The following is a 25823-nucleotide window of genomic DNA, read 5'->3' as shown; positions in this document are numbered from 1 at the left end:
AGATCTGCAATGAACACAAAGTATGTGTACGACTCAGATCAAGTGTGGGAGCGAGCTTGCTCGCGATGAAGGCGACTCGGTCCCACTGACAAATAGCGGCAGTTCACTCCTTGCAAAACGTCTCATGCAAATGCCGCCAAATGAGCTGGCCATCGGCCCGTTTCTCAAACACCACCGTCGACCGCCGATCAGAGTGCAGCCCCGTCGCATCGGTCTGCTGCTCGCGATAACTCACCACTGCACCACCGTCGTACAAAGCGATGCCGCGCAACTCGCTGAGCTCAATTCTGAACCCGAGCTTCTTCCCGCCCGCCATCAAAAACAACTCACTCAACGCATCGAAATCCAGCGCCCGGCCCAACGGCGAGACCATGGAAAACTGCGGTGAAAAACGCGTCAGCAACCGTTCAAGCGCCGGCTCGTCTTGATCCTCGGCCAACCATTGCTCGATGGCGATGTGGGCCTGGATCACTTCATCAAAGTATTCGGTGTAGTCGGTCATGGAAGTTGCCCCTTCAGCCCGAACCGCTTCATCAACCCCGCCTCCAGCAGCCCTTTAGGCAACAACCCCGCCAGCAACGGTAACGCCCGACTGCCATTGCCCAAACGAATCAGGCGCGGTGGTTTGCTCTGCTGCACGGCCTTGAGCAAACCGGCGGCAAATTCACTGGCCGGGGTCGGGTTGTCCTGGGAGGCCTTGGCCCGTGCGCGAATGCCGTCACGCAGGGGCCACCACGGCGATTGTTCGGTAATCAACTGCTCCGCCTCATGGCCGGCATTCTTGGCAAAACTGGAAGCGATGGCGCCCGGCTGGACTTCCATGACCCGCACGCCAAACGGCGCCAGTTCCATGCGCAACGCATCGGTCAAGGCATGCACCGCCGCTTTCGAGGCGCAGTAGGCGCCGGCGAATGGCGTGACCAAAACCCCGGACACGCTGCCGATGTTCACCACCAGCCCCTTGGCGCGACGCAGCACCGGGAACAGGGCGCGGGTGACGCCGACGATGGCGAACACATTGGTTTCGAATTGCCGCTGCATGGCCGGTACACCGCCGTCGAGCAACGGCCCCATGGCGCCATAACCGGCATTGTTGATCAGCACATCGAGGCCGCCATGTTGCTGGTTGATGCGCTCGCTCAAGTGTTCGAGCGCGGCGCCATCGTTGACGTCCAGTTGCACGGCGGTGAAACCGGCAGCGGCCAGCGCCGCCACGTCTTCTGTCTTGCGGGCGCTGGCCCAGACTTCGTATCCGGCACTTTTGAACACCTCGGCGAGGGCGCGGCCAATGCCGCTGGAGCAACCGGTAATCAACGCAACAGGCATGGCGCGGTCCTTGTGCAAAAAGAGGAAGGGAAGATCAATCGGAGAAACTACCTTGCAAACGCTCTGCGCGAAACTCCAGCGTTTGCGGGCGATAGCCAGGGCGCAGCGGCGGCAGGGGCAAACAGTCTTCCCAGTTCGCGCCGGCCTGCAGTTCGCCGGGGCCGCGATAGCGCGGTGCGGCGTATTGATTGTCGGCCAGATTGACCGTGTCGCCCGGCGCATAGGCTGCGATGCGCCAGCGCAGTTCGGTCAGCGGCACGTCGTTGCCGTTTTTCATCTTCAGTTGCAGTGGGCGGTCGGCCGGGCACTGTTCTGGCGCGTAAGTGATGCGCAACTCCAGGCGCGCCAGTTGCTTGACCTCGCGGTTGTCCATCCAGATCACCCACGTCGCCACCAGCCCCAGGCCGATGGCCGCCGCCACGGAGACGGGCAGTGCTTTGGCCGGGTAGCGCAGCAACAAAATCAGCCAGGTGATGACCAGCAAGACGCCGATGAACATGACGCAAACCTCGGGAAGGGAGAAGGTCATCCTACCTAAGCGTGGGTGCGGTTGGCGATGGGCTTGATTGTTGTTGGTGGAAGTGATGGCCTCATCGCGAGCAAGCTCGCTCCCACATTTAATCGCATTCCCATAAGACAACTCGGTCGAATGTGGGAGCGAGCTTGCTCGCGATGAGGCCCGCGGAGGCAACAAAAACGCCAGACAAAAAAAGCCCCCACCCAACCCGCTGCGGATAGGGAAACGCAGCGGGTCGGGCGGGGGCTTCTTGTGTTACAGATCAATCACCGCGCGATGGTTTTCACCGACACGCCGCGTTCGATCGGGGTAGAGCGACCGTAGATATCTTCAAACCGCTCGATATCGTCTTCGCCCAGGTAGCTGCCCGATTGCACTTCGATGATTTCCAACGAGATCTTGCCCGGATTGCGCAAGCGGTGGACCGAGGCGATCGGGATGTAGGTCGACTGGTTTTCAGTGAGCAGGAACACGTTTTCGTCGCAGGTCACTTCAGCAGTGCCGCTGACCACGATCCAGTGTTCGGCGCGGTGGTGGTGCATCTGCAGCGACAGGCACGCGCCCGGTTTGACCGAGATGCGCTTGACCTGGAAGCGGCCGCCCATGTCCACCGAGTCGTAGGAGCCCCACGGACGATAGACTTCGCAGTGGTTCTGGGTTTCGCTGCGGCCTAGTTCGTTGAGGGTGTTGACCATCTGTTTCACGCCTTGGACCTTGTCCTTGTGGGCGATCATCATGGCGTCCTTGGTTTCGACGACCACGATGTTTTCCAGGCCGATCACCGACACCAGTTTGCCGTTGCCGTGGATCATGCAGTTTTTGCTGTCCTGAATGACCACATCGCCTTTGGTGACGTTACCGTTGGCGTCTTTTTCGTTCACTTCCCACAGCGACGCCCAGCAACCGACATCGCTCCAGCCGGCGGTCAGCGGTACGACGCAGGCGCGCTGGGTTTTTTCCATCACCGAGTAGTCGATGGAATTGTCCGGGCAGCAAGCGAAGGTGGCGGCGTCGATGTCGACCGTGTCGGCATCCTGCTCGCTGCGTTCCAGGGTCAGCACGCAGGTGTCGTAGATGTCCGGATCGTGTTTTTTCAGCTCTTCGAGGAAACGGCTGGCGCGGAACAGGAACATGCCGCTGTTCCAGAAATAACCGCCGGACTCGACGAACTCGGTGGCGCGTTTCACGTCCGGTTTTTCGACGAAGTGCGAGACGCGGCTGACGCCTTCCGGCAGCAGCGAATCATTGGTCGACTTGATGTAGCCATAGCCGGTTTCCGGTTTGGTGGCCGGTACGCCGAACAGCACCATTTCGCCGTTTTCTGCAGCGACGGTGGCCAGGGCCAGCGCGCGTTGCAGGGCTTTCTGATCTTCCAGCACGTGGTCGGCTGGCAGCACCAACATCAATTCGTCGCGACCTTCGTTGACCAGCATCAGTGCGGTCAAGGCCACGGCTGGCGCGGTGTTGCGGCCGAACGGTTCCATCAGGATGCGCTGCACGTCCAGTTTACGGGCGGCCAGCTGCTCGTTGACGATGAAACGGTGTTCCTTGTTGCAGACTACGATCGGGGTGTCCATGCCTTCGAACACCAGGCGTTCCAGGGTTTGCTGGAACAATGTTTGTTCGCCGGTCAGGGCGAGGAATTGCTTAGGGAACTGTTTGCGCGAAAGCGGCCAAAGACGTGAGCCACTACCACCTGACAAGATCACCGGAATCATGTTGTTACTCCTTGAAAATCGTATGGGTCAGAGCTACTGCGTTCTGTCGTTTCACTCTTGTTCTTATTCCGTGTCCGGGTAGCCCGTGGGCTACCCGAAAATATGATTAGCGCGTCGAAACCGGGCGTTTTACCCAGACTGGCGCCAGGCTGCTGCCGGTGCCGGTCACGTACAGCACGGCGGCTTCACCGCGTTCCAGGGCAACCGGTTTCACGTCGCCGACTTTCTTGTCGCCATCGTATAGAGCCAGGCTGACTTTAACCGGGTTGATTTCACGCTCGCCACGGCCCTTGGCGGCCACGGTCGGGACCACTTCGGTCTTGCCGTCAGCGGTTTTCAGGGTCAGGGCCTTGTCGCTGAGGTTCTGCACGCGAACCAGGGATTTCTGCTTGTTCTTGAACGGCGGCTCTTCGATCAGTTGCGGTGCGCCGCTGGCGTTGTTGACCAGGGTGTAATAGTGATCACCGGCCAGTTTCACCGGCAGGGACTGGCTACCGACCTTGGCGCTGTAGTCGCCGCCCGGCATGAAGCTGAAGTCAGTGCTGGACAGCGGCGCGACTTCGGCCAGGTTGGTGGTGCCGACGGTGGCGCTGACTTCAGCGTTACCGGCGTTGTAGACACGCACGAAGCTTGAGCCTTTCGGTGCGGTCGGGCCGTAGAGCGCGGCATCGCCTGCGAAGGCGGACATCGACAGAACGCTCATGCCTGCAACGAGTGCGAAGGTCTTGGCGAGACGGCGAGGAGTAGTAGTGAAAGTCATGGTGTACCTCTCTTTCAGTTTTGCGCCCGGTCGGGCGTCTCGGATTTAGTGTTTGCGGCTACGTTTTGTTGGCGAGCGCCGGCTTCTTTGAGCTCTGCGACCCACTGCGGGTCGGCGTCACCGATTTCGTTGTTCACAGGCAGATAACGTTCAGGAAACTCCCAGATCAGCACCTGTGGCGGGCTGTTCTTGAAAGCATCACTTTTCAGATAGCTGAGCATCGGCAGAATCGGGCCGTGGCCGTCTTCGGCGTAATTGACCACGTCGCTGTTCAGCGCTTGTTTCAGCGCACCGACGAAGTTCCAGTTGGGGTTGGCGCTGTAGCTGGTGCCGATCAGGGCCACCGGCACTTCAGTGTTGGCGAACAGGGCGTCATCACCGGCAGGCTGGTCCTGGGCCGCAACGGTGTTGCGTTTCTGCAACGGCTCAGGCTTGGGCATCAGGTTTTCGAACAGCGGGTCCAGCGGCAGGAACAACCGCAGGTCGCCCTTGTGAGTCACCTTCTCCGCAGGTTCAGTGATGAAGTGATGCGGCTCGCCGCTCAGCGGGTATTTGTCGGTAATGGATTTCGCCAGGGTCTCGGCGGCGATTTGTGCGCCTTCCGGGGTCCAGTGGGTGTCGGTGCGCAGGAACACTTGCTGACCGTCCAGCTTGGCTTTCAGCATCGGGCCGTACAGGTCGGGCGCGAGGACCTTGTTGGCCGCCACATGAGCGTGGAAGTCCTCATAGAGGTTGGCGTGGATGCTCGAAGGCTTCACTTCACCCAGGTGTTCCGGGTACAGGCGAGTCTTGGCCGGCACGATCGCCATGACCAATTTCACGCCTTTCGCTTTCAGTTCCTGGCGCACGCCTTCAACCAGCGCATAGTTGCCTTGCAGGTTCAGTTCTTCGTTGACGATCGGGTTGAATTCCTCATCGCTGTACAACCACTGATCGCGGCCGAGCACGACGCCCGGACGACCTTCGTTGAACAGTTTGAAATCCAGCGCAGCCCAAAGGTTGGTGCCCAGACGCTTGATTGGGAACTCGTCGTCGTAATGCGTCTCCACAGCTTTGCTCCAGCGGCCGTTGAGCACCGTCGTTTCGGCGCTGGTGCTAAAGCCGAAGAAACTGCGCGTGGACCACACGCCCAGCACCAGCAGGGTCAGCAGGAACAAGGCGATGTAGAGGATGCGTAATGAGCGGGTCATAGTCAGATCCCTCAGAACTGGAAGTAAAGGAACGGCGAGAAGCTTTGCGCCGAGAGTTTGAAAATCGAGGCGATGAACAACACCAGTACCAGCGTGCGCATCACGTAACGGGACCAGTCAGCGGTCCAGTAGGCCGGTTGCACAGTCGCTTCAACGCCAACGGTGTAGCCAGGTTCGTGGATGCTGCCCGGGTTGTCGCCCGGTACGGCTTTGATCATTCCAGGGGTCGCGGCAGCCGGGCCATCGGCCTCGACGTTCACAACAGGCTTGGTCTTCTCAGGCGGCAGGTTGGTGTAGAAGTCACGAATGCCGAAGAACGCCAGGGTCATGTAAGCCACTACCAGAGTCGCCACTTGCAGGCCGGTGAGGCTGGCCGCGTTGAGTTCCGACAGTGACCATTCGCCGAAGCTGAACATCGCGCCGTACATACGACCGGCGACGTGCAGGTTTTCCGAGCGGAAGATTACCCAGCCCATGACCACGAGCAGGAAGGTCAGCGCCCAGCGGATCGGGTTGATGCTGCGCGGCGACGTGTTCAGGCCGAGGGCTTTTTCGATCGCCAGCCACATGCCGTGCCAGGCGCCCCAGACGATGTACGTGATGTTCGCGCCGTGCCACAGACCACCGAGCAGCATGGTCAGGAACAGGTTGCGATAGGTCATCAGCGTACCTTTACGGTTACCGCCCAGCGTGATGTACAGGTAGTCACGCAACCAGGTGGACAGGCTGATGTGCCAGCGACGCCAGAACTCGGTAATCGACTGGCTGATGTACGGCTGTTTGAAGTTTTCCATGAAGCGGAAACCCATCATCAAGCCCAGACCGATCGCCATGTCGCTGTAACCGGAGAAGTCGAAATACAGCTGCGCGGTGTAGGCCAGGGCGCCGAGCCAGGCATCGCCCGTGGTCGGGTTCTGCAAGGCGAAGCAATGGTCGGCCACCACCGCCAGGGTGTCGGCGATGAAGACCTTCTTGATGAAGCCCTGCATGAATCGCGTCGCACCTTCGGAGAACTTGTCGAGGGTGTGGGTACGGTTGTTGAACTGGTCGGCGAGATCGCGGAAGCGCAACACCGGACCAGCGATCAAGTGCGGGAAGATCGCCACGAAAGCGGCAAAGTCGATCAGGTTGCGGGTCGCCGGCGTGTCACCACGGTAGACGTCGATGATGTAGCTGATGGACTCGAAGATGTAGAACGAGATCCCGATCGGCAACAGCACGTGGGTCAGGATGAACGGCGACAGACCGACGGAGGTCATCATCGCGTTGATGCTGTCGACGCCGAAGTTGGCGTACTTGAAGTAGCCGAGAATGCACAGGTCGACGGCCACGCCCAGGAGCAACCAGCGTTGTGCCGGTTTGGTCCGAACGCCTGCGGCACCGACTTTGAGGCCGATCCAGTAGTTCCACAGCGTGACGGCTGCGAACAGCGCAAGGAAGTCCACGCGCCACCAGGCATAGAACACGTAGCTGGCGATCAGCAGCAGCAGGTTGCGATAGCGTATTCCGCTTAAGTAGTACATGCCGAGAAAGAGCGGCAAGAACAAAAACAGGAACACGTTGGATGAAAATACCATCCCGGTCTCTCCATGTTTAACCAACAGTCAAGGGCCAATGGCCCCCCCTAACCCCCCACCGAAAACCGGAGGGCGTAACACACAAAACTCAAACTCGACACTGACCCCTGTGGGAGCGAGCTTGCTCGCGATAGCGGTCTGACATTCACATCGATGTCGACTGACACTCAGTCATCGCGAGCAAGCTCGCTCCCACAGGTTTTATATGTGCCTTCAGGAGCCTTTTTTGCCCTTCTCGTTCGCCGGGTCGTAGACCTTGGTCAGGTCACCACCGAGGCGGAAGGTTTTGAACGGCTGCATCTCGTGCTTTTTCTCAAGCACATCCGGCGAGCAGGTGTAGAGCGTGCAGAACGGTTCGAGCCAGGCGAATTTCGAGTCGACTTTCAGGTCGGTCATGTCCTGATCCTTACCGTTCTTGTTCTCGAATTCTTCCGGGTCTTCGACACCCGCGAGCACTCGATCACCCAGGCGTTTCAATGCGCCGTTGTTTTCCTGACGCAAGTCCACACCGTTGACCTGAGCGAAACTGGCGATCATCGCGAGCGGCGGCAGGGCGTAGTTGTGATAGGCGAGGGCGCGTTGCTGGCGCTTGAGTTCGTTGGGCAGGAAACCCTGGGCGTCGATTTGATTGGCGCCGACCTTGAATTCCTTCACCGACCAGTCGAACAGGTCGCGGCGGTTGGTGGCGATGGACGTTGCCATCACCGACCAGGCGGCCCAGTACGAATGGTTGTTGGTTTGTTCCAGCGGCAAGTTGTCCCAGTCGCTGACCACCTGATCGGCCATTTTGTTGAACCAGGCTTCGATCAGTTGCGACTCTTGCTGATGGTTCGCCAACGGATGCGAGTCGGAGAACTTCAGGCGGATATAGGACGACGCCATGCTGCCCAACGCCCATTTGCGCATGGACTTGCCGGTGTGGTTGAAGTCTTTGGACATCAACGCATCAGCCTTGGCCCAGGCGGTCAACCAATTGAGGGTGCATTCGAGCTGTTCCGGACGACCGTCACGCATGTACTGCATCACGCGCTTGCTGGTGCCGCGTTCCAGTTTGGTGATGTCGGCGGTGCTGTCGCGGAAGGCTTTTTCCGATGCCTCGTTCAGGGTCGAACGGGCCTTGTCGGAACCTTCGTATTTGCTGCGAAATTGCAGCGAGCCGGTGTACGGCGTCGGCATCGCATCACAGCCTTCGCTCTTGTCGCCGGTTTTGACTTTTTCAATCGGCGCGAAGTATCCCTGTGGCGGACGCAGGGGCGCGGCTGCCTGGGTGGCGCCAGCGAACATCGCCAGAGTCAGCAGGGAGGGCGCGAGTAACTTTTTCAAAGTTCGGGTTTGCATGCATGTCATAAGAGTTGCCTCATTGCCCGGCTTGAGCGGTACGCTGCCCAACGCCAGGGAACACGTTGCGTTTGCAGATTTTCGCTTCGACTTTCTGTGGCGCGGCACCTGCTTCAGGGCCCTGGACTTCGACGGCCAGCAGATTCTGCGAGGCCCAGTCATCGTCCGTGCGCAACTCAAAGGCGAAACGCCCGTCGGTATCGGAGGTTTCCGGTTTCTCGATCTTGATGTCCTCGTGGCGACCGTTCATGTACCAGAGGGTGGCTTGCAGGGTTTTCACCGACGGATCGGCGAAGCGGATATCAACCTGGTGGCTGCTGTTTTGCAGGTTCAGGTTCTTGCTGTTGACCATCAATTCGTTCTTGCCCGGTTTCAACGTGGTGCTGCCGGTCATCTGTGCATCCTTTCCTTCGCAACCGTTGTCCAGCAGCGCCATCATCTGGCGGTAGATGGTTTCCTGGTCGAGGCGATAGAGCGGCGAGAATTCCCAGATCAGAATCTTCGGCGGCTTGGTCTGGAACTCTTCGCTGCCCAGGTACTGCAGCATCGAACCTTCCAGGCCACCGCCGGGGAACGCCACGTTGAGGATGTCGGCGCCGATGGCCTCTTCGAGGAAACCGGCGAAGTTGTAGTTCTTGCCACTGTGGCTGGTACCGACCAGGGTGACTTCCGGATTGCCGGAATCACTGAACAGATCGCCATCAGCTGCTTCGCCTTTCGGCTCGGTGGTGAACTGATCCATGTACTGGATCGCGTAGCTGGTGCCACAGAGTTGACCAGCCATGTTGTGTAACGTTCCGGTCTTGCCCATACGACCCGACTTATGGCTCTCGAATTCGCGCTTGGGCACGTCGGCAAAGGCCGGCATTTTCTTGATTTGCTCACCGACGATTTTCGCCGTGCGCTGGGCGCCATACGGCGTCCAGTGTTGGTCGCCCTGGAAGTAGAAATCGTGGGCCGGCAGGGTGTCAGGCAGCGACTCGTTGGTCAGCGGCGACAGGTCCGGCACGGTGTAGCCCATGGCGGCGAAACGCCCGAGCATGGTCTTGTAGTTCTTCAGGGCCTTGTCGAAATCGTACTTGGCCTTGTCTTCCGGGTTGAGCTTGTTGCGGTTCACCAGGCCACGGGTCGGCTGGTAAACGATGACCAGTTCAATGCCTTTGCTCTTGAACGCATCGTGCAGTTCTTTCATGCGTTTGTAGCCGCCGGGTGTGGTGTCGAACTCGGTGCGCAAGTCTTCTTGCGTACGGAACAGCCAATCGCCCTGAGCCTGTACCAGTGTGGTGAAGTTCTGCTGGTAACGCGTGGTGTAGTTCTTCGGGTCGTTGGCTGCCGGGCACAGGCTGCAGCACGGCTCGGCGCTGAAGGCAGGTGCTTTGGCTTCATCGGCACGAGCGCCGGCGCTGGCCGCGAAAATGCCGACGGTCAGAGCCGACAGGCTGAGTAATTTGATCAAGTGTGGGTGCATAAAATTATCCTCAGTCCCGCATTTCGGTCTGGCGTTCGACAGGGTCGATCAGCACGGCTTTCTGCTGGCGTACCAGCAGGTCGAGAATTTCATCCTGGCGCTCACCGAGAATTCCCGAGAAGCTGATGCCGCTGGATTTGGTCGGTGCGAGCATGGACACGCGATACAATTCGACGCTCAGCGGCGAGTCGATGGACAGTGGTCCGCTGCCGTTGCCGGCCAGTTCGCCGCCGACCACGATCAGGGACACCTGGGCGTCGAACGGGTCGAGCTTAATGTCACGGTCCGTGTCGCTCAGGTCCTTGATGTGTCCGTAGACACCGGTCAGGCCGTTGGCCATGGACAGGTTTTCGTAGAGGCGGATGTTCACGCTGTTACGAATCCGGATGCCGTGACGACGGTTGCTGATCACTTTGTTGCCCCACAGCAGGTTGTCGCCACTCTCGTAGAGGGTGATGCCGTCGGTGTGGTTCTTGTAGATCTCGTTGTAGGCGATCAGGTTGTTCACGCTGTTACGGTCGATCACCAGGCCCGACAACTTGTTGTCGTAGCTGCGGTTGTTGAAGATGAAACTGTCGTTCACTTCTCGGGAAATAATGATCCCGTGCTTCTTCTTGGTACCGAATACCGTGTTGTCGGCAATGATCAGACCGTGGGAACGGTCATGCGGGTCAATGCCGTAGACGATGTTGTCTTTGTAGGTGTTGCCCTTGACCACAAAGTCGCGGGTTTCGTAGCAGTAGAAGCCGTACCACATGTCCGAGAACTCGGAGCCGACGATCCAGCCGGTCGGTTCAGGGCGCTTGAGTACCTTGGCCATGTTCGGCGTGTATTGGGAAATACTCACGCCATAGGACTTACTGTTGGCGTAGCCGAAACTGGCGATTTTGCTGTTGGCGATGTAGGTCTCGGTGCCGCCCCAGGACAGCAGGAACGGACGGAATTCCTTCGGCGACTTGAAGGCCGCCGGGCCGTTTGCCTTCTCGCTCCAGCCAGTGATTTTGGTATCACGCACAAACAGCTGACCGTCGTTGACCAGGAACGAACCGGCCTCTTGGGACAGGCGCAATTCCTGGGTCTGCTTGTCGATTTCCAGAATGCCGTGTCTACCGACCACGATCGGCAACTTCGCCAGGAACACACCCGGCGAGGTTTCACTGAAGTACTGCTTGGGCACCTTCTTGGCCAGATCCTTGAGGTTCATGTAGCCGTCGTCGACGAAGATGGCCTGCGGGATGCCGTGCTGACGCACCACCCATTCAGACATCTTGTTGTCGCCGCCGATGAAGTCCTTCAGCGCGTCTTCCTGCATCATCCGGCGCACGCTGATTTTGCCGGCCGTGGTGCGCACGATTTTCGCGGCGATGGCTTCGGCGGTGTAGCCGGACGTGTCCGGCAGTTTCGGTTTGGCCAGCTCCAGCGGCGCAGTCGGTGCGCTGCTGACGGTGTAGGTCCTGGCCTGTTGCAACCCCTTGGCAATGGTCGCCGGCTGGCCTTTGTGAACGGGCGAGGCCGGCTCCACAGTGGCGAAGACTGCCGTGCTGGCCAGCAACATCGCGCTGGCCAGCAAGGTTATCGAGCCTCTCTTCGGACTGTTCATGTCAGGAACTCCCTTAGCGGTTCGCATCAGAAGCGCCAGATCACGTCGACAAACGCGCGGTGCATGTACGAGTCGACGCCTTTGCCGTACGCATCACCGGGCTTGAACACGCCGCCACGCAAACGCACCAGGGCCGAAGGCTCATCGATCGATTGGCTCAAGGCTGCGGGCAGCAGGCCTTGCTTGAAGTACTTGGTGACGACCACGTCCATTTCCTGACCGAGGTCGTTGTTGCCATCTTGCAGCGGCAGGGACGTGCTGGAAAGAATCGCGCCGGTCGCGTCGTCGGTGTTGTTCTCGACGGCGTTGATGCCGTTGCTGCCGACCGGCTTGCTGCCGTCGACGCGCCAGAATTTGTGGTAGATCACACTGGCGTCGTATTCGTCGTTGAGCATCCACGAACCGAACAAGGTAGCGGACTGCATATTGTTCGTTTCACCACGGAACGCTTCGCCGAAACGGTGAACCCGCGAGCGAGTACCGGTGTAGTTCGAACGGTTGCTTTGCAGGCCGTTCTGTTCGTAATCAGCGCTGGCACGGGCATAAGCTGCACCCACTTGCCATTGCGGATCGAGGCGCAGACGCACACCCAAATCGGTGGCCCAACCATCAACATTGCCATTGGTTTTGGCTTGTGCCGGAGCGGTGCCATCGGCGTTCAACGGGTTGACCTTGTCGCGGTCGCCGCTCATGCCGGTGACGCTGCCCCAGTAGTTGACGGTGTTTGTGTTGCGCCAGTTGTAGGCATCGCTGTCGGCGGTGAGGCCGATCCAGCTGATGTCGCCGTTCTGTTTCTTGTCCAGCGAGTCGCCGGCCACACCCGGTTGCGGGTAGTCGAGCTTGCCGTCATCGTGGGTGTGATGACCACGAATGCCGACCCAGTTGCCTGGGGTCCACTGGTACGCCGCATCGGCGTAAGCGTGCAGGCGATCCTTGTCCTTGGGCGCGAGTTCTGTGAGGTCGGTGCGGTACTCGCTGAAGCGTTCGGCAACACCGGCGTTGGCGCGCAACAGGGTAGTGTCGAAGGTCCAGTTCAGGGCTTCGATGTTGGTGTCGCGCCATTGGCCGTCGTCATTGCGCAGGCGCTGGCGACCGAGTTTGAGCATCTCGCCGGGGTAGGGCGTGAGGCCGCTGTAGCCGACCCAGAATTCACGCATCGCCAGGTAATTTTTCTTGGACGTGCGATCACCGCTGTTGGTGGTCTGGTTGGCGTCGTCGGCCTGTTGCAGGGTGTCGGTTTCGATGATGTCGGTGGACGTCACCGCCTGGCCCATGGCGTAGGCGCTCCACGCGCCGCTCTCGCCATAGATCCACGGACGCAAGTCGAGGCCGACGCCATTGACGTCACCGCCCTTGGCAGTGCCGAGGTCGGCGTCGTCTTCGGACTGGGCGGTGACTTTCACGTCAAGGCCGTAGTTCTTGCTTTCAGTCAGGGCCGCCAGGGTCGGGCACGACCACAAGAGGGCGAATGACAGGCCAATACCGGCCTTAACAAATGGATTCAACTTCATAGGGATTCCTCGCCGTCTTCTTCTTCCAGGGCATGCAGTTCCAGCGGGTTCTGGCTCAAGGCACCACGAACGGCCTGTTCTTGTTTCAACAGGCGTTGGGCCTCGGCGAGCTGGGCAGGCGGCAGTTGGGCTTCGAGTGTTTGTGCAAGCTCGGTGGCTTGCGGGGTGTTCTGAGCCTTGGCCAATTGGCTGAAGACATAAGCGTTAAGCGGGTCGGGCCGGGTGCCCTTGCCTTGGGAGAACAGTTGGGCAATGGCGAAGTCGGCGCTGTTCTGACCGTTACGCGCAGCCTTGAGCAGGTGATTCAGCGCTTTCTGCGAATAGACCTTGCCCAGGTAACCGCGACGGTAGATCTGGCCGAGGTAGTAATCGGCGGCCACTTCTCTGTCGACGGCTTTCTTGAAGTGTTCTTCGGCGACCTTCGCGTCGGCCGGCACCATTTTGCCTTCGTAGTAGAGCTTGCCCAGCAACAGTTCGGCACGCGGCTGGTCGGCGGCGCGGCCGTTGTCCAGGTACTTCATCATCTTGTCGACGTCACCCAGTTCCGGGAAGTCGTAGAGCAGTTGCGCCAGGCTGACCCAGGAAGCGGGGTAGCCGGGTGCGATGCCTTCGAGCAGCGACTGGGCGGTTTTCTCGTCGGTCGTGCCCAGGGATGCATCGCCCAGTACGCGGGCCACGCTGTCCACCCGCTGGGCGGAAACCGCGCCGCGAGCCTGAGCGGCTTGCATTTGCTTGATCAGCTCGGCCTGTTTCTCTGGCTGGGCTTTTTTCTGATAGACCGTGGCCAGTTCGACGTAGCAGATGTCGGTGGTGTTCAACGCGGCTTTGCAGATCGTTTCCACTTCGTCCAGATGCTGGTCGTAAGTGCCCTGGGTGCGATAGAGCAGCACTTGGGCCAGGCCCGCTTCCGGCTTGCCTTCGGCGCGCCATTGGCTGATCTGCTGTTGTGCGTTGACGTTCGGGAAACTGTGCGGGTATTGCAGGTACAACATGGCCAACGGGATCAGGGTGTTGCCTTCGCCTGCGGCAGTGGCTTTCTTCAACAGGCCTTCGGCTTCGTGCTGTTCGGCTTCGGTGGAGCCGGGTTTGGCCACCAGCAGACGACCCAGGCGAGCCTGAGCCCGCGGCGAAACGCTGGCCGCAGCGCGATAAGTCGCCTCAGCTTTCTTGATCTGCGCCGGGTCACGGCTGTCGACCTGGATATCGGCGAGGCCAACCTGTGCTTCGCTGTAGCCCAGGTCTGCCAATTGCTGGTAATTCTGCGCCGCCAGCGTGGTATCACCGCGCTTGAGGGCTTCGTTGGCCAGACGCTGGTCGGGCAGGCCGGCGCATCCGGCCAGGGCGATTGCCATGGCCAGAGTCAGCGGGACTGGCAGGATTCTGAGTGGGCTAGTCACGGGTATGTCCTCTTGTTTTTATCGACCGGCGGCCATGGCTTTGTCGATCAGCCAGTTCAGGTTCGGACCACGGGTGGCGTTGACTTCAACCGGGCGACCGGCGAATTTGCTGTCCAGCGGCTCGTCAGGCTTGATCAGCACGCGGATGTCGGACGACAGGTCGGCGCTTTTCAGGCTGGTGCTGCTGATGATCGTGCCGGAGCGGGTTTTGTCTTCGCCGGCGATCTGGAAGCTGACCGAGCTGCCTGGCAGCACGTCGCCGAACTGGCGATAGGAGAAGCGCGCTTCAACGTTGGCTTCGCTGTTACGCGGCACCAGTTGGAAGATCACGTCGCCCTTGCTGGCGTACTGACCGTTGGCGACCATTTGCTGCGCTACGGTGCAATCACACGGCGACGTCAGGGTGCCGGTCATTTGCTTGCCGAACAGTTCTTCAACCTTGGCCGGTTGTAATTGATTGTCGTCAAGATGGCCTTTGAGTACGTCGAGCATGCTGGTGCTGAACGTCGCCAGTGGCGCGCCTTTGGCCGCAACGCCGTCGGTTTTGATCAGGCTCTGCACCGTGCCGTCGCGCGGCATGGTGATGTTCATACCTGCCACGCTGACCAGACCGGCCTGGGCGTGGCTGACGAAGTACATGCCGTACACCGACTTGAAGATGAAGCCGAATGCCGTCAGACCGACGAGGAAGATCGCGAAGCTGAAGGTCACTGCACGCAGACGACCGAACGGGGTCATGCCGTGGCCGCCATCCTTGTTCTTGCGCGCCTTGGTGAAGTTGTCGCGTTGCAGGGTGGCCAGCACTTCACCCATGGTGACGATGTCGCCGGCCAGGTGCGAAGTGATCAGGTGGCGCAGGGTGGAAATATCCTGGGATTCGAGGTTCTGGAACTGGCAACCGGTACGACCGGTTTCGCGGTCGTGGGAGCGCACCAGTAACTCGACGTCCATGGCCAGGCCGAGGTTATCGATGACGAACTGCAGGCGAGCCTTGTACACATCGCCGATCTTCAATGGCAGCTGACCGGCGTTGAAAGCCAGGCCGCCAGCGGAGAGGTCGATGACCCGAGCTTCTACCGGGGTCCGGTCAGGACCGTAGAAGCGCAGCTTGGCCGGGATTTTTACCCGGGCGTGCTGGCGCTGGGCTTCTGATTCATGCACTACGTTGGCGTTGACGGCGGTATTCATATGGACGATTTCCTAGTTAATTCAGGCGAGTTCGGTCAGACCATCATCAGCAGCACAGCAACAAAAATGCTGCCGGCGGAGAAGGTCATGGTCCGAGACGACCAAGTGTTGAACCAACCTTGAAAGCTGGCGAGATCACGGGTCAGGGAAGTGGGCTGGCGAGTCCAGGACTGTCGGTCGAGGCGGAAGAACACGTAGATCTTCACCAGCGCGCCGACGATCTGGTTGTAATAGAGAATCGCCGGGTAGGCCGGGCCGATCGTGTGACCGGACAAAGACAGCAGCACGGTCAGGATCAGACGGGTAATGCCGATCCACAGCAGGTAAACCAGGATGAACGCGATGCCGTACTTGAAGCTGGCGATGATCGCGACGGTCAGGCCCAACAGCGATGTCCACATCGATACACGCTGGTCGAACAGCACCACCGAAGTGAACAGGCCGAGACGTTTCATCCCCAGGCCCAAGGCGCGGGAGTTCTGCCGCAGGTTGTTGCCGTACCAGCGGAACATCAGTTTGCGACTGGCCTTGATGAAGCTTTTTTCCGGCGGGTGTTCCACGGTGTGAATGGCGGCGTCCGGTACGTAGAACGTGTCGTAGCCCAGGCGCATCAAGCTGAACCAGCTCGACTTGTCATCACCGGTGAGGAACTTGAAGCGACCCAGGCGCCAGTGTTGCAGCGAGTCGCTTTCCACGTCGGCGATGAAGTCCGGGTTGGTCACCACGGTGGCGCGGAATACCGACATCCGCCCGGTCATGGTCAGCACGCGCTTGGACAGGGCCATCGAGCACATATTGATGTGGCGCTGGGCGAATCGCAGTTTGTGCCACTCGCTCATGATGTAGCCGCCGCGCACTTCGCAGAACTCGTTGGTGGTCAGGCCGCCGACATTGCCGAACAGCTGGAACCACGGCACGGTCTTGAGCACGACGCCTTCGGCGAGCACCGTGTCGCCATCGATCACTGCAACCACTGCGCGGTCGTCCGGCAGGTGGCGGGAGATGGCGCGGAAACCGTAAGCCAGGCCATCGCGCTTGCCGGTGCCGGGAATGCGCACGAAGTCGAGCTTGACGCGAGCCGGTGGATTCATTTTCACCCAAAGGCTTTTCACCAGCTTCTCATCGGACATTTCCACGATGGAGCAGACCATGGTGGTCGGCAGGCCGCAGTCGATCGCTTCGCGAATCACCGAGGCGTAGACCTGGGCGGTGGTCAGCGCGTCGATACGAAAACTGGTGACCATCAGAAACACATGGGACGGGTCTGCCGCTTTACCCAGCTTGCGCACTTTGCGCCGCAGGTGCGGGTAGACCACGTACAGAAACAGCATGCCGCGCAAAAAGTGCGTGGCACCCATCGAGTAGCGCCAGATACCGACGATACCGATCAGGAAGATGAAGTCCTTCGACTCGGAGTCGAACGTGGACGCAGGCAACGCCATGGCGATGCCCATCAAAATACTTAAGTAAAACAGCCAACCGGCGGCCTGAAGTAGGCCGTGCTTTAGCCTGTGCATAATCTGCATCCGTCTCTATCTCGGGCGAGCCTGTGGGGTGGCCCGATGGGGTTAAGGCAGGCTTACGAAAACTGGCGACATCCGGTCTGGATGACGCCAGAAATCCTGTAGGAGCTGGCGAAGCCTGCGATCTTTTGATCTTTCGCTTGAAACTCAAGTGGACCTGGAAAGATCGCAGCCTCGTTTCACTCGACAGCTCCTACGACCGCATTACCAGCAGATGCCTTCAGTCCGGCCACTCACGCTGGTGGCTTGGGACATGAAACCGACCAGGTCGATCACTTGCTTGCCGTGTGGAGCGTTCTGCGCCAGGGCGCGGAATTTCTCGTCACGGTTGCCGAGGATGATCACGTCGGAGCTGTTGATCACGTCGTCGAAATTGGAGTTGAGCAAGGACGAGACGTGAGGGATCTTCGACTCGATGTAGTCCTTGTTCGCACCGTGGACACGGGCGTATTCGACGTTGGTGTCGTAGATGCTCAGGTCGTAGCCCTTGCCGATCAGCATTTCCGCCAGATCAACCAGTGGGCTTTCGCGCAGGTCGTCAGTACCGGCCTTGAAACTCAGACCCAGCAGGGCGACTTTGCGTTTGCCGTGGCTGGTGACGATGTCGAAGGCGTTCTGCACCTGGGACTCGTTACTGCGCATCAGCGAGTTGAGCAGCGGTGCTTCCACATCCAGGGAACCGGCGCGGTAGGTCAGGGCGCGAACGTCCTTCGGCAGGCAGGAACCGCCGAACGCGAAACCAGGGCGCATGTAGTACTGGGACAGGTTCAGCGTCTTGTCCTGGCAGACCACTTCCATCACTTCGCGACCATCGACGCCGACAGCCTTGGCGATGTTGCCGATCTCGTTGGCGAAGGTCACCTTGGTGGCGTGCCACACGTTGCAGGTGTACTTGATCATCTCGGCCACGGCGATGTCCTTGCGGATGATCGGAGCGTCGAGTTCTTCGTACAGCGATTGCAGAACGTCGCCGGAAGCCTTGTCGAACTCGCCGATGACGGTCATTGGCGGCAGGTCGTAATCGGCGATCGCGGTGCTTTCACGCAGGAACTCAGGGTTCACTGCAACGCCGAAGTCGACGCCGGCTTTCTTGCCGGAGCAGTCTTCGAGGATCGGGATCACTACGTTTGCCACAGTGCCTGGCAGTACGGTGCTGCGAACCACGATGGTGTGACGGGTGGTCTTGTCACGCAGGACAAAACCGATCTCGCGGCACACGGCTTCGATGTAGTTCAGTTCCAGGTCGCCGTTCTTCTTGCTCGGCGTGCCGACGCAGATCATCGACAGGTCGGTGTCACGAATCGCCTCGGCGAAGTTGGTCGTGCCGCGCAATTTGCCCGTCTCGATACCCTTCTGCAGAAGCTCGCCCAGACCCGGTTCAACGATCGGCGATTTACCGGCGTTGATCATATCGATTTTGTCTTTGGCAACATCGACGCCAACGACGTCATGGCCCCGTGCAGACAGGCAACCGGCACATACTGCGCCGACGTAACCCAAACCAAATATGCTGATGCGCATCGCAATTACCTCTGTGTTTATCAAGCCATTACATGGCCGGAGTTAATGGTGTTCAGCGGTGGTAGTGCACTCGGAAGTGCGCCTTAAAGGCGCCACAATGCCGCGTGCAGGCATATAAGTTCCGAGTGTCTAAATAAGTTCACTCAAAAGGTGCGCAACTAGGCTTTTATTGTTATGGCGTGCCCTGTTATGCAGCAGATCTTCTAATCAGAAGACATTCGTGCAAAGGTCTTGCGCGCTCAATGCCAGGCGTAAGCCCGTAAATCAAGCGGTTGGGTGCTCAGGTGAGCACGTTTATAGGGGCGCAGCCTTGGCCTCGTAGGGGATACTCAAGATGTTTATCTCCTGTCCTTCATGTGTTGCCCAAATCAGGGACCCGTTCGCGGAAGTTAATGTGACAACTTTGCTACGTGAATCTCTTCTCTGCGTAAGTTATCTCGTACAAGCTCAGAGAGAATGGTTACCGGTGGTATGAGCGACGCATTTGGACATAGTTCCTGTCCACCCATCGCGAATTCTGAAATTTCTTGAAATATTGAAAAAGATGGCACTGCTCTCATATTGATAGCAACGCCTGTTTCGCCCTTGATATATAGGGTTATTGTCGGATTAGATAGTTATGTGCCACTACCGATAAAAAATTTCAGTGCCACTACTGAAAAAATTCAACAAAGTCGAGTGAAACTAAAGTTAGGAAATCGAGTGATTGATTTCTGGCGTCAGTAATATGACGAATGAGGCGGGGAATTGTTGGACGATTGGACGTGGCGCACGACCCTTAATGAGGCGTGCGCCAACCAGGTGTTTACTCGGGGCCGTGATCGCGCAGGAACACCAGATTGTCCGGTTTAGACTGCTCGGCGCTGTAGCGATAACCTTGTACGTCGAACTGCTTGAGGGCTTGCGGGTCGTTGATACGCTCTTCAATGACGAAGCGACTCATCATGCCGCGGGCCTTTTTCGCGTAGAAGCTGATGATCTTGTACTGGCCGTTCTTCAAATCCTTGAATTCGGTATTGATGATGCGCGCGTTCAGGACGTTGCGTTTGACCGCCGAGAAGTACTCGTTGGAGGCCAGGTTCAGCAGCACGTCATCGCCTTGATCGGCCAGGGCTTCGTTCAGCCATTCGCTGATCCGTGTGCCCCAGAAGGCATACAAGTCCTTGCCACGGGCATTCGCCAGTTTGGTGCCCATCTCCAGTCGATACGGCTGCATCAGGTCCAGTGGGCGCAGCAGGCCGTACAGGCCGGACAACATGCGCAAGTGCTGCTGGGCGTAATCGAAATCGGCCTCGCTGAAGGTTTGAGCATTCAACCCGGTGTAGACGTCGCCCTTGAAGGCGAGCAGTGCCTGTTTGGCGTTTTTCGGAGTGAACGCGGGCGTCCAGCTGCCGAAACGCGCGGCGTTGAGCCCGCCGATCTTGTCGGAGACGTGCATCAACTCGCTGATCTGCGCAGGGGCCAGCTCGCGCAATTGCAGGATCAGCTCCTGGGAATGGTCGAGATATTGTGGCTGGGTGAAGCGCTGGGTCGCCGGCGGTGTTTCGTAATCGAGGGTCTTGGCGGGGGAAATCACCATCAGCATGAAGTCGTCTCCTTTAATCGTGGGGGCGATTCTAGGGGGTTGTCCGTGTTCACTCCAGCGATGAGCGTCATAGGTGATCGGTGGTGTCATGGAACAAGATCGCAGCCTCGCTTCGCTCGACAGCTCCTACGGTGCGCGTACATCTGTAGGAGCTGTCGAGCGAAGCGAGGCTGCGATCTTTTGATCTTCCCGCGATATAGTGCCGCGCGGGTTTTGTTATGGAGACATCCCATTGCGTATCGTTTTTCTATTCTCGGCCTGGCTGTTGAGCTTCGGTGCCATGGCGGCGTCGGGCGATGTGGCGACGCTTGATCGCAGCACCTGGCCTGAACAGCTCAACAGCCCGACCCTGTTTGATGTGGCGTCACGGGCCGAGATCCTCATGTTTTCTCGCGTCCTGTTGGCCAGCGAATCCCTGGATGAAGTGAGCCTGGCCCAGCGCCTGGGGTTGCGCACGGTCAATCTGGAGTCGATCAACAACCTGCGCCAGCGCATGTGGCAGCGGCTGCTGACCAACTACAACTACGCCCAGCAGAGCTGCGATCAGGATGCCTCCTTCTGTTTCCTGGTCGAGGACATGGACACCCTGCGCCAGCAAGCCGCCAAGTTTCAGGTCAGCGATGAGAGCTACTACATAAAGTGGGCCGAGCCGAGCCGGCTGTTCCACGCCCAGTACCTGGACGAGCAATTGCGCAAGGCAGCGCTGTTTCCGCAAACCAGCAGCGAAGTCGATCGTTTTGGCGACTATGAGCGCAACGGCGATCAGATGCATGACCGGCTGTTTTTGCTGACCTTCGACAGCGCCGCCAATACTGCGCCGGATAACACCGCCTGGGCCACGGAATACCTGCGCAAGTCGAACATGAACGGCACGTTCTTCGTCCTCGGCAAGGACATCCAGGCCCGTCTGGCCGATCGTTCGGTAGCCAGCCTGCAAGCGACGTACTCGAAGCAGTGCATTGGCGCACAAGGCTGGGAATTTCGCTCCCACAGCCACTGGCAGGACTGGCAGGACTCGGTGCGACGCAGCGTCGAACTGGTCAAAAGCAAACTGCCCGAAAACTACGTGCCATTGTTTCGGCCGCCCGATGGTCAACGTCGGTCTGACGCTGAAGGATTCTTCAAATCCCAGGGCTTGCAGGTGGCGCTGTGGGATATCGATGCCCAGGATGGTGCGGGCAAGCTAAAAGCCAATCAGAGTGCGCAACGGGTGTTGAGTCTGATGCTGTTGTGGCGCCACGGGGTGATCAACTTCAACGTGAAGCAGGATGCGCTGAAAACGGCGATGCCCTGGCTCATCACGCAAACGGCGCAAAGCGGAATCGGCTGGGAAGACTGTCAGGACGCGTTTCGCTGAAAACGGCGAAAGGCCGTAAACATTGGGGGAGGGATGATTTTGGGCGAGAATTCGGTGCAGGCGGACTTCCGACTTTAACGGGGTGATGGCAATCCGCCTAGTGCTATTGGTCACTCTGAAAAATAAACTTCAAAAAAACGTCAAAGTACTTTTTTCTGTCACAGGTTTTGGAGTATTACGAAGACAGACCGCCGAAACCTGCAACACAGGTGGCGTCTTCCAAGACCCAGCTATGGATGCAGTTCACTTGAATCCTCGCAGGTGAATTCGGTGGCCACTTCGAGGCGCAGCACTGTCACGGTATTGCGTCGACTGGCTCCCACAAAGGTGACCGAGTATGGATGATCACGGACGTAGTTCTTCCTCCAACCAGCCAATCCTTTATGTACTCGATACCAACGTATTGATTCACGATCCAAACGCCCTGCTTAACTTCGAAGAACACCACGTCGCCATCCCGATGACCGTGCTTGAGGAGCTCGACAAGCTCAAGAGCGGGCATCACAGCGTGGCTGCAGAATGCCGTCAGGCGATTCGCCTGATCGACAAGACCTTGGGCGATGCCAGCCCCGAAGATGTCGAACTCGGTGTGCCGATCCAGCGCGGCAAGAGTGGGCCCAAGGGTTTGCTGTCAATTTTGATGAGCAAACGTGCCGAACCGAACATCATTCTGCCCGAGCACCTGAACGACAACATCATCATCAACCAGTTGATCGACCTGCACGCGCGCGAACCAAAGCTGCCTGTGGTGCTGGTCACCAAAGACATCAACATGCGCCTCAAGGCCCGGGCTTGCGGGATCGCGGCCGAGGACTACAGCACCGACCAACTGGTCGACGACGTGTCGCTGCTGCCCAACGGTTATCACAACATGACCGGCTCCTTCTGGGACCGTGTGAGGAATGTCGACACCCGTCAGGATCATGGCCGCACCTGGCACCAAGTGCAGTTGATCGACAACCTGCCGGCGGTGCACATCAACGAGTTCATCATCGACGAACAGGGTTTTGTCGGCTGGATCAAGGAGATCGAGGAAGACAAGCTGCTGATTCTCGACCTGCATCAGGAACCCCTGTTGCACCAGGAAGCCTGGGGCCTGAAACCGCGTGACATCTATCAAAGCCTGGCGCTGTACGCCTTGCTCGACCCGGATATCCACCTGGTCAACCTGACCGGGGCAGCAGGTTCCGGTAAAACCATCCTCGCACTGGCGGCGGCGATCGAGCAGACCATGGTCAGCAAACGCTATCGCCGGATCATCGCGACCCGTAGCGTGCAGGGTCTGGACCAGGAGATCGGTTTCCTGCCCGGCACTGAAGCGGAAAAAATGGAGCCTTGGCTGGGCGCCATCACCGACAACCTCGAAGCCTTGCACATGGATGACGAAAACACCCATGGCAGTGTCGATTACATCCTCAGCAAAGTGCCGTTGCAGTTCAAATCCCTCAACTACATTCGAGGCCGCAGCTTCCAGCAGAGTCTGATCCTGATCGATGAATGCCAGAACCTCACGCCGCACCAGATGAAAACCATCATCACCCGTGCCGGCGCCGGTTCCAAAGTAGTGTGCCTGGGTAACCTGGCGCAGATCGACACCCCTTACCTGTCCGCGACCAGTTCCGGGCTGACGTACCTGACAGAACGCTTCAAGGATTTCCCCAACGGTGTGCACATCACCCTGCAAGGGGTGCCACGTTCGATTCTGGCCGAATACGCCGAATCGCATTTGTAAACCCTCACCAAAACCGGGCGGCCTCCAAGGTCGCCCGGTTTTTTATGCCCGACACAAATTAAATGTGGGAGCGGGCTTGCTCGCGAATGCGGTGTGACAGTCAGTATCTATGTCGACTGACACACCGCATTCGCGAGCAAGCCCGCTCCCACATTGGATCGTGGCAATCATGCAATCAAACGTGCGGAATTTTGACCCACAGGTTTACAATCGGTGCTCCTGATCAGGAGTATCCCTGTGCTGACTCATCTCGATTCCCAAGGTCGCGCCAATATGGTCGACGTCACTGAAAAAGCCGTGACGTTCCGTGAAGCAACGGCCCAAGCGCTGGTGCGCATGCTGCCCGAAACCCTGCAGATGATCGTCAGCGGCGGTCACCCCAAGGGTGATGTGTTCGCCGTGGCGCGTATCGCCGGCATTCAGGCCGCGAAGAAAACCAGCGATCTGATCCCTCTGTGCCATCCGCTGCTGCTCACCGGCGTCAAGGTCGAACTCAATGCCGAAGGTGACGACACCGTGCGCATCGTCGCGCGCTGCAAATTGTCCGGGCAGACCGGCGTAGAAATGGAAGCCCTGACCGCCGCCAGCGTCGCGGCGCTGACTATCTACGACATGTGCAAAGCCGTGGATCGCGGCATGACTATTGAAAGCGTGCGCCTGCTGGAGAAACTCGGCGGCAAGAGCGGCCATTTCCAGGCGGACCAGCCATGAACCTCACCGTGAAGTTTTTTGCCCGTTACCGTGAAGCGATAGGCGTGGACTCGATGAAGGTTGAAGGTGACTTCGCCACAGTCGACGATGTGCGCGCGCTCCTGGCCCAGCGTGACGGTGCCGAAGTGTTGAGCGAGCAAAACTTGATGTGCGCCCGCAACGAAGACCTGTGCCAGCTCTATGAGCCGGTGAGCGATGGCGATGAAGTGGCATTTTTCCCGACCGTGACCGGAGGCTGAGCCATGGCGATTCGCGTGCAATCCACGGCGTTCGATCCGGGTGCTGAAGTCAACGCCATGCATGCCGCCAATGTGGGCGTTGGTGCGGTGGTGAGTTTTGTCGGCTATGTTCGCGACTTCAATGACGGACTCGACGTCGCCGGGATGTTCCTTGAGCACTACCCGGGCATGACCGAAAAAGCCCTCGCCAAGATCGCCACAGAGGCCGAGCAACGCTGGCCGCTGCTCAAACTTGAAGTGCTGCATCGCATCGGTACCCTGGAACCGGGTGAACCGATCGTCTTCGTCGGCGCCGCCAGCGCCCATCGCCAGGCCGCGTTCGATGCCTGCGCCTTTGTCATGGACTACCTGAAAACCCGCGCACCGTTCTGGAAGAAAGAAAACACCCGTGACGGGTCGCGTTGGGTTGAAGGGCGTGACAGTGATCATGCGGCGGCGGATCGCTGGAAGCAGTAGACAGCCAGTTAGTTCTTCATTGACTGTCAGTCCGCCTTCGCGAGCAAGCCCGCTCCCACATTAGATCTCCATCAAACACTAGTTTTGTGTTCGACTCAGAACCAATGTGGGAGCGGGCTTGCTCGCGAAGAGGCCATCCGCATCACCCAATTTCCCACTGATTCACCTCCCGACCATCGGCGGCCACATCTTTAAGGGCCCCGATTGACGTCTAATACATAAAAGTCCAGTATGGAATTATAAGTACAAAAAAGCGCTTCCCCGTTTCTGCTCTTTCTTCTGTCTTGCCAAACCAACAACAACCCGCGAGAGAACGAACATGAAGAAATTCCCCCTCATCACCGGTCTGGCTCTGAGCCTGTTGGCGTGCAGCAGCCTGTTCGCCGCCGATAAAACCCTGCGCATCGGCATCGAAGCGGCTTATCCGCCGTTCGCGTCCAAAACCGATAAAGGCGAGATTGTCGGTTTCGACTACGACATCGGCAATGCCCTGTGCGCGCAGATGAAGGTCAAGTGCGTCTGGGTCGAAGGTGAGTTCGACGGTCTGATTCCTTCGCTTAAAGTGAAGAAAATCGACATGGCGCTGTCGTCCATGACCATCAACGAAGACCGCAAGAAGTCGGTGGATTTCACCCACAAGTACTACTTCACCTCATCGCGTCTGGTGATGAAGGACGGAGCGGTCGTGGATGACCAGTACGCCAGCCTCAAGGGCAAGACGGTTGGCGTGCAACGCGCAACCACCACTGACCGTTACGCCTCTGAGGTTTTCGAACCGAAGGGTATCAACGTCAAGCGTTACGGCAACAACGAAGAGATCTACATGGATCTGGCTGCCGGTCGCCTCGATGCCATTTTTGCTGACACCATCCCGCTGAATGACTTCCTGACGATGCCTCGTGGCAAGGGTTATGCCTTTGTCGGACCGGAGCTCAAGGATCCGAAATACGTGGGCGAGGGCGCCGGGATTGCGGTGCGCAAGGGCAACACTGAGTTGGTCTCCGAGCTGAACACGGCCATCGATGGCATTCGCTCCAGTGGCGAATACCAGAAGATTTCAGAGAAGTACTTCAAATCCGATATTTACGGCGACTGATCAATCGCTTGCA

The 25823-nt window shown here is 58.6% G+C and carries 22 protein-coding genes; 6 read left to right on the top strand and 16 right to left on the bottom strand.

The features are described from left to right. Positions 1–103: 103 nt before the first annotated feature. From CUN63_RS07385 to yaaA, 16 genes are all read right to left on the bottom strand, one after another. A complete protein-coding gene (locus CUN63_RS07385) occupies positions 104–502 on the bottom strand; it encodes a DUF4440 domain-containing protein (protein ID WP_129438315.1) in 399 nt (132 codons plus the stop codon). Beyond that, positions 499–1326 (bottom strand): SDR family oxidoreductase, encoded by an 828-nt coding sequence (locus CUN63_RS07380; protein ID WP_129438313.1) that lies wholly within the window; start codon positions 1324–1326, stop codon positions 499–501. Before CUN63_RS07380 ends, CUN63_RS07385 begins: the two co-directional genes overlap by 4 nt. 34 nt (positions 1327–1360) lie before the next feature. Further along, on the bottom strand, positions 1361–1825 hold the full coding sequence (locus CUN63_RS07375) for a multidrug transporter (RefSeq protein WP_129438311.1): 465 nt from the start codon (positions 1823–1825) through the stop codon (positions 1361–1363). 284 nt (positions 1826–2109) lie between these two features. Next, positions 2110–3561 carry a mannose-1-phosphate guanylyltransferase/mannose-6-phosphate isomerase gene (locus CUN63_RS07370; protein ID WP_129438309.1) on the bottom strand — a complete coding sequence of 484 codons (1452 nt, stop codon included), beginning with the start codon at positions 3559–3561 and terminating at the stop codon, positions 2110–2112. Positions 3562–3667: 106 nt separating this feature from the next. Beyond that, positions 3668–4321 carry an alginate O-acetyltransferase AlgF gene (locus tag CUN63_RS07365; protein WP_129438307.1) on the bottom strand — a complete coding sequence of 218 codons (654 nt, stop codon included), beginning with the start codon at positions 4319–4321 and terminating at the stop codon, positions 3668–3670. A 14-nt stretch (positions 4322–4335) separates the two neighbouring features. Then, positions 4336–5511, bottom strand: coding sequence for an alginate O-acetyltransferase (locus tag CUN63_RS07360; RefSeq protein ID WP_129438305.1), 1176 nt, complete (start codon positions 5509–5511; stop codon positions 4336–4338). Between the two features lie 11 nt (positions 5512–5522). Beyond that, a complete protein-coding gene (locus tag CUN63_RS07355; protein WP_129438302.1) occupies positions 5523–7088 on the bottom strand; it encodes an MBOAT family protein in 1566 nt (521 codons plus the stop codon). Positions 7089–7301: 213 nt separating this feature from the next. Further along, entirely contained in the window at positions 7302–8435 is a 1134-nt protein-coding gene (locus tag CUN63_RS07350; RefSeq protein WP_129438300.1) for a mannuronate-specific alginate lyase, read from the bottom strand. A 10-nt stretch (positions 8436–8445) separates the two neighbouring features. Continuing rightward, on the bottom strand, positions 8446–9894 hold the full coding sequence (locus CUN63_RS07345; protein WP_129438298.1) for an alginate O-acetyltransferase: 1449 nt from the start codon (positions 9892–9894) through the stop codon (positions 8446–8448). A gap of 10 nt (positions 9895–9904) precedes the next feature. Then, positions 9905–11494 carry a mannuronan 5-epimerase AlgG gene (gene algG / locus CUN63_RS07340; RefSeq protein ID WP_129438296.1) on the bottom strand — a complete coding sequence of 530 codons (1590 nt, stop codon included), beginning with the start codon at positions 11492–11494 and terminating at the stop codon, positions 9905–9907. Positions 11495–11520: 26 nt separating this feature from the next. Then, complete coding sequence (locus tag CUN63_RS07335) at positions 11521–13005, bottom strand: alginate export family protein (protein ID WP_129438293.1); 1485 nt, start codon at positions 13003–13005, stop codon at positions 11521–11523. Next, positions 13002–14357 (bottom strand): alginate biosynthesis TPR repeat lipoprotein AlgK, encoded by a 1356-nt coding sequence (gene algK / locus CUN63_RS07330; protein WP_129445071.1) that lies wholly within the window; start codon positions 14355–14357, stop codon positions 13002–13004. Before algK ends, CUN63_RS07335 begins: the two co-directional genes overlap by 4 nt. Before the next feature lie 63 nt (positions 14358–14420). Beyond that, positions 14421–15590 (bottom strand): alginate biosynthesis protein Alg44, encoded by a 1170-nt coding sequence (locus CUN63_RS07325; protein WP_129438290.1) that lies wholly within the window; start codon positions 15588–15590, stop codon positions 14421–14423. Positions 15591–15625: 35 nt separating this feature from the next. Beyond that, positions 15626–17107 carry a mannuronan synthase gene (gene alg8, locus CUN63_RS07320; protein WP_371927029.1) on the bottom strand — a complete coding sequence of 494 codons (1482 nt, stop codon included), beginning with the start codon at positions 17105–17107 and terminating at the stop codon, positions 15626–15628. Positions 17108–17317: 210 nt separating this feature from the next. Then, positions 17318–18634: a nucleotide sugar dehydrogenase gene (locus CUN63_RS07315; RefSeq protein ID WP_129438286.1), complete on the bottom strand. Its 1317-nt coding sequence runs from the start codon at positions 18632–18634 to the stop codon at positions 17318–17320. A gap of 805 nt (positions 18635–19439) precedes the next feature. Continuing rightward, positions 19440–20219, bottom strand: coding sequence for a peroxide stress protein YaaA (gene yaaA, locus CUN63_RS07310; protein ID WP_129438284.1), 780 nt, complete (start codon positions 20217–20219; stop codon positions 19440–19442). A gap of 232 nt (positions 20220–20451) precedes the next feature. Here yaaA and CUN63_RS07305 point away from each other — a divergent pair, with 232 nt between their 5' ends. The 6 genes from CUN63_RS07305 (at position 20452) to CUN63_RS07275 (ending at position 25810) form a co-directional block, all read left to right on the top strand. Then, positions 20452–21576 carry a polysaccharide deacetylase family protein gene (locus CUN63_RS07305; protein ID WP_129438282.1) on the top strand — a complete coding sequence of 375 codons (1125 nt, stop codon included), beginning with the start codon at positions 20452–20454 and terminating at the stop codon, positions 21574–21576. 337 nt (positions 21577–21913) lie between these two features. After that, the gene (locus tag CUN63_RS07300; RefSeq protein ID WP_129438280.1) at positions 21914–23308 is read left to right on the top strand and encodes a PhoH family protein; all 1395 of its coding nucleotides are present in this window, start codon (positions 21914–21916) and stop codon (positions 23306–23308) included. A gap of 237 nt (positions 23309–23545) precedes the next feature. After that, complete coding sequence (gene moaC, locus CUN63_RS07290; RefSeq protein WP_129438276.1) at positions 23546–24019, top strand: cyclic pyranopterin monophosphate synthase MoaC; 474 nt, start codon at positions 23546–23548, stop codon at positions 24017–24019. Further along, a complete protein-coding gene (locus CUN63_RS07285) occupies positions 24016–24258 on the top strand; it encodes a MoaD/ThiS family protein (protein WP_129438274.1) in 243 nt (80 codons plus the stop codon). Before moaC ends, CUN63_RS07285 begins: the two co-directional genes overlap by 4 nt. 3 nt (positions 24259–24261) lie before the next feature. After that, entirely contained in the window at positions 24262–24714 is a 453-nt protein-coding gene (gene moaE, locus CUN63_RS07280; RefSeq protein ID WP_129438272.1) for a molybdopterin synthase catalytic subunit MoaE, read from the top strand. Between the two features lie 319 nt (positions 24715–25033). Further along, positions 25034–25810, top strand: a complete 777-nt coding sequence (locus CUN63_RS07275) for an ABC transporter substrate-binding protein (RefSeq protein ID WP_129438269.1) — start codon at positions 25034–25036, stop codon at positions 25808–25810. Positions 25811–25823: the final 13 nt, after the last annotated feature.

Origin of the sequence: Pseudomonas sp. ACM7 (genome assembly GCF_004136015.1) — a bacterium.
In the GTDB taxonomy this organism is placed as follows: domain Bacteria; phylum Pseudomonadota; class Gammaproteobacteria; order Pseudomonadales; family Pseudomonadaceae; genus Aquipseudomonas; species Aquipseudomonas frigoris.
Note: the sequence above shows the minus strand (reverse complement) of the source record. Positions and strands in the feature narration are given on the sequence as shown.

Bases quoted from the DNA above. Each gene is read 5' to 3' on its own strand.
- CUN63_RS07385 (WP_129438315.1), bottom strand. From the start codon at position 502: ATGACCGACTACACCGAATACTTTGATGAAGTGATCCAGGCCCACATC.
- CUN63_RS07380 (WP_129438313.1), bottom strand. From the start codon at position 1,326: ATGCCTGTTGCGTTGATTACCGGTTGCTCCAGCGGCATTGGCCGCGCC.
- CUN63_RS07375 (WP_129438311.1), bottom strand. From the start codon at position 1,825: ATGTTCATCGGCGTCTTGCTGGTCATCACCTGGCTGATTTTGTTGCTG.
- CUN63_RS07370 (WP_129438309.1), bottom strand. From the start codon at position 3,561: ATGATTCCGGTGATCTTGTCAGGTGGTAGTGGCTCACGTCTTTGGCCG.
- CUN63_RS07365 (WP_129438307.1), bottom strand. From the start codon at position 4,321: ATGACTTTCACTACTACTCCTCGCCGTCTCGCCAAGACCTTCGCACTC.
- CUN63_RS07360 (WP_129438305.1), bottom strand. From the start codon at position 5,511: ATGACCCGCTCATTACGCATCCTCTACATCGCCTTGTTCCTGCTGACC.
- CUN63_RS07355 (WP_129438302.1), bottom strand. From the start codon at position 7,088: ATGGTATTTTCATCCAACGTGTTCCTGTTTTTGTTCTTGCCGCTCTTT.
- CUN63_RS07350 (WP_129438300.1), bottom strand. From the start codon at position 8,435: ATGACATGCATGCAAACCCGAACTTTGAAAAAGTTACTCGCGCCCTCC.
- CUN63_RS07345 (WP_129438298.1), bottom strand. From the start codon at position 9,894: ATGCACCCACACTTGATCAAATTACTCAGCCTGTCGGCTCTGACCGTC.
- algG (WP_129438296.1), bottom strand. From the start codon at position 11,494: ATGAACAGTCCGAAGAGAGGCTCGATAACCTTGCTGGCCAGCGCGATG.
- CUN63_RS07335 (WP_129438293.1), bottom strand. From the start codon at position 13,005: ATGAAGTTGAATCCATTTGTTAAGGCCGGTATTGGCCTGTCATTCGCC.
- algK (WP_129445071.1), bottom strand. From the start codon at position 14,357: ATGGCAATCGCCCTGGCCGGATGCGCCGGCCTGCCCGACCAGCGTCTG.
- CUN63_RS07325 (WP_129438290.1), bottom strand. From the start codon at position 15,590: ATGAATACCGCCGTCAACGCCAACGTAGTGCATGAATCAGAAGCCCAG.
- alg8 (WP_371927029.1), bottom strand. From the start codon at position 17,107: ATGCACAGGCTAAAGCACGGCCTACTTCAGGCCGCCGGTTGGCTGTTT.
- CUN63_RS07315 (WP_129438286.1), bottom strand. From the start codon at position 18,634: ATGCGCATCAGCATATTTGGTTTGGGTTACGTCGGCGCAGTATGTGCC.
- yaaA (WP_129438284.1), bottom strand. From the start codon at position 20,219: ATGCTGATGGTGATTTCCCCCGCCAAGACCCTCGATTACGAAACACCG.
- CUN63_RS07300 (WP_129438280.1), top strand. From the start codon at position 21,914: ATGGATGATCACGGACGTAGTTCTTCCTCCAACCAGCCAATCCTTTAT.
- CUN63_RS07285 (WP_129438274.1), top strand. From the start codon at position 24,016: ATGAACCTCACCGTGAAGTTTTTTGCCCGTTACCGTGAAGCGATAGGC.
- moaE (WP_129438272.1), top strand. From the start codon at position 24,262: ATGGCGATTCGCGTGCAATCCACGGCGTTCGATCCGGGTGCTGAAGTC.
- CUN63_RS07275 (WP_129438269.1), top strand. From the start codon at position 25,034: ATGAAGAAATTCCCCCTCATCACCGGTCTGGCTCTGAGCCTGTTGGCG.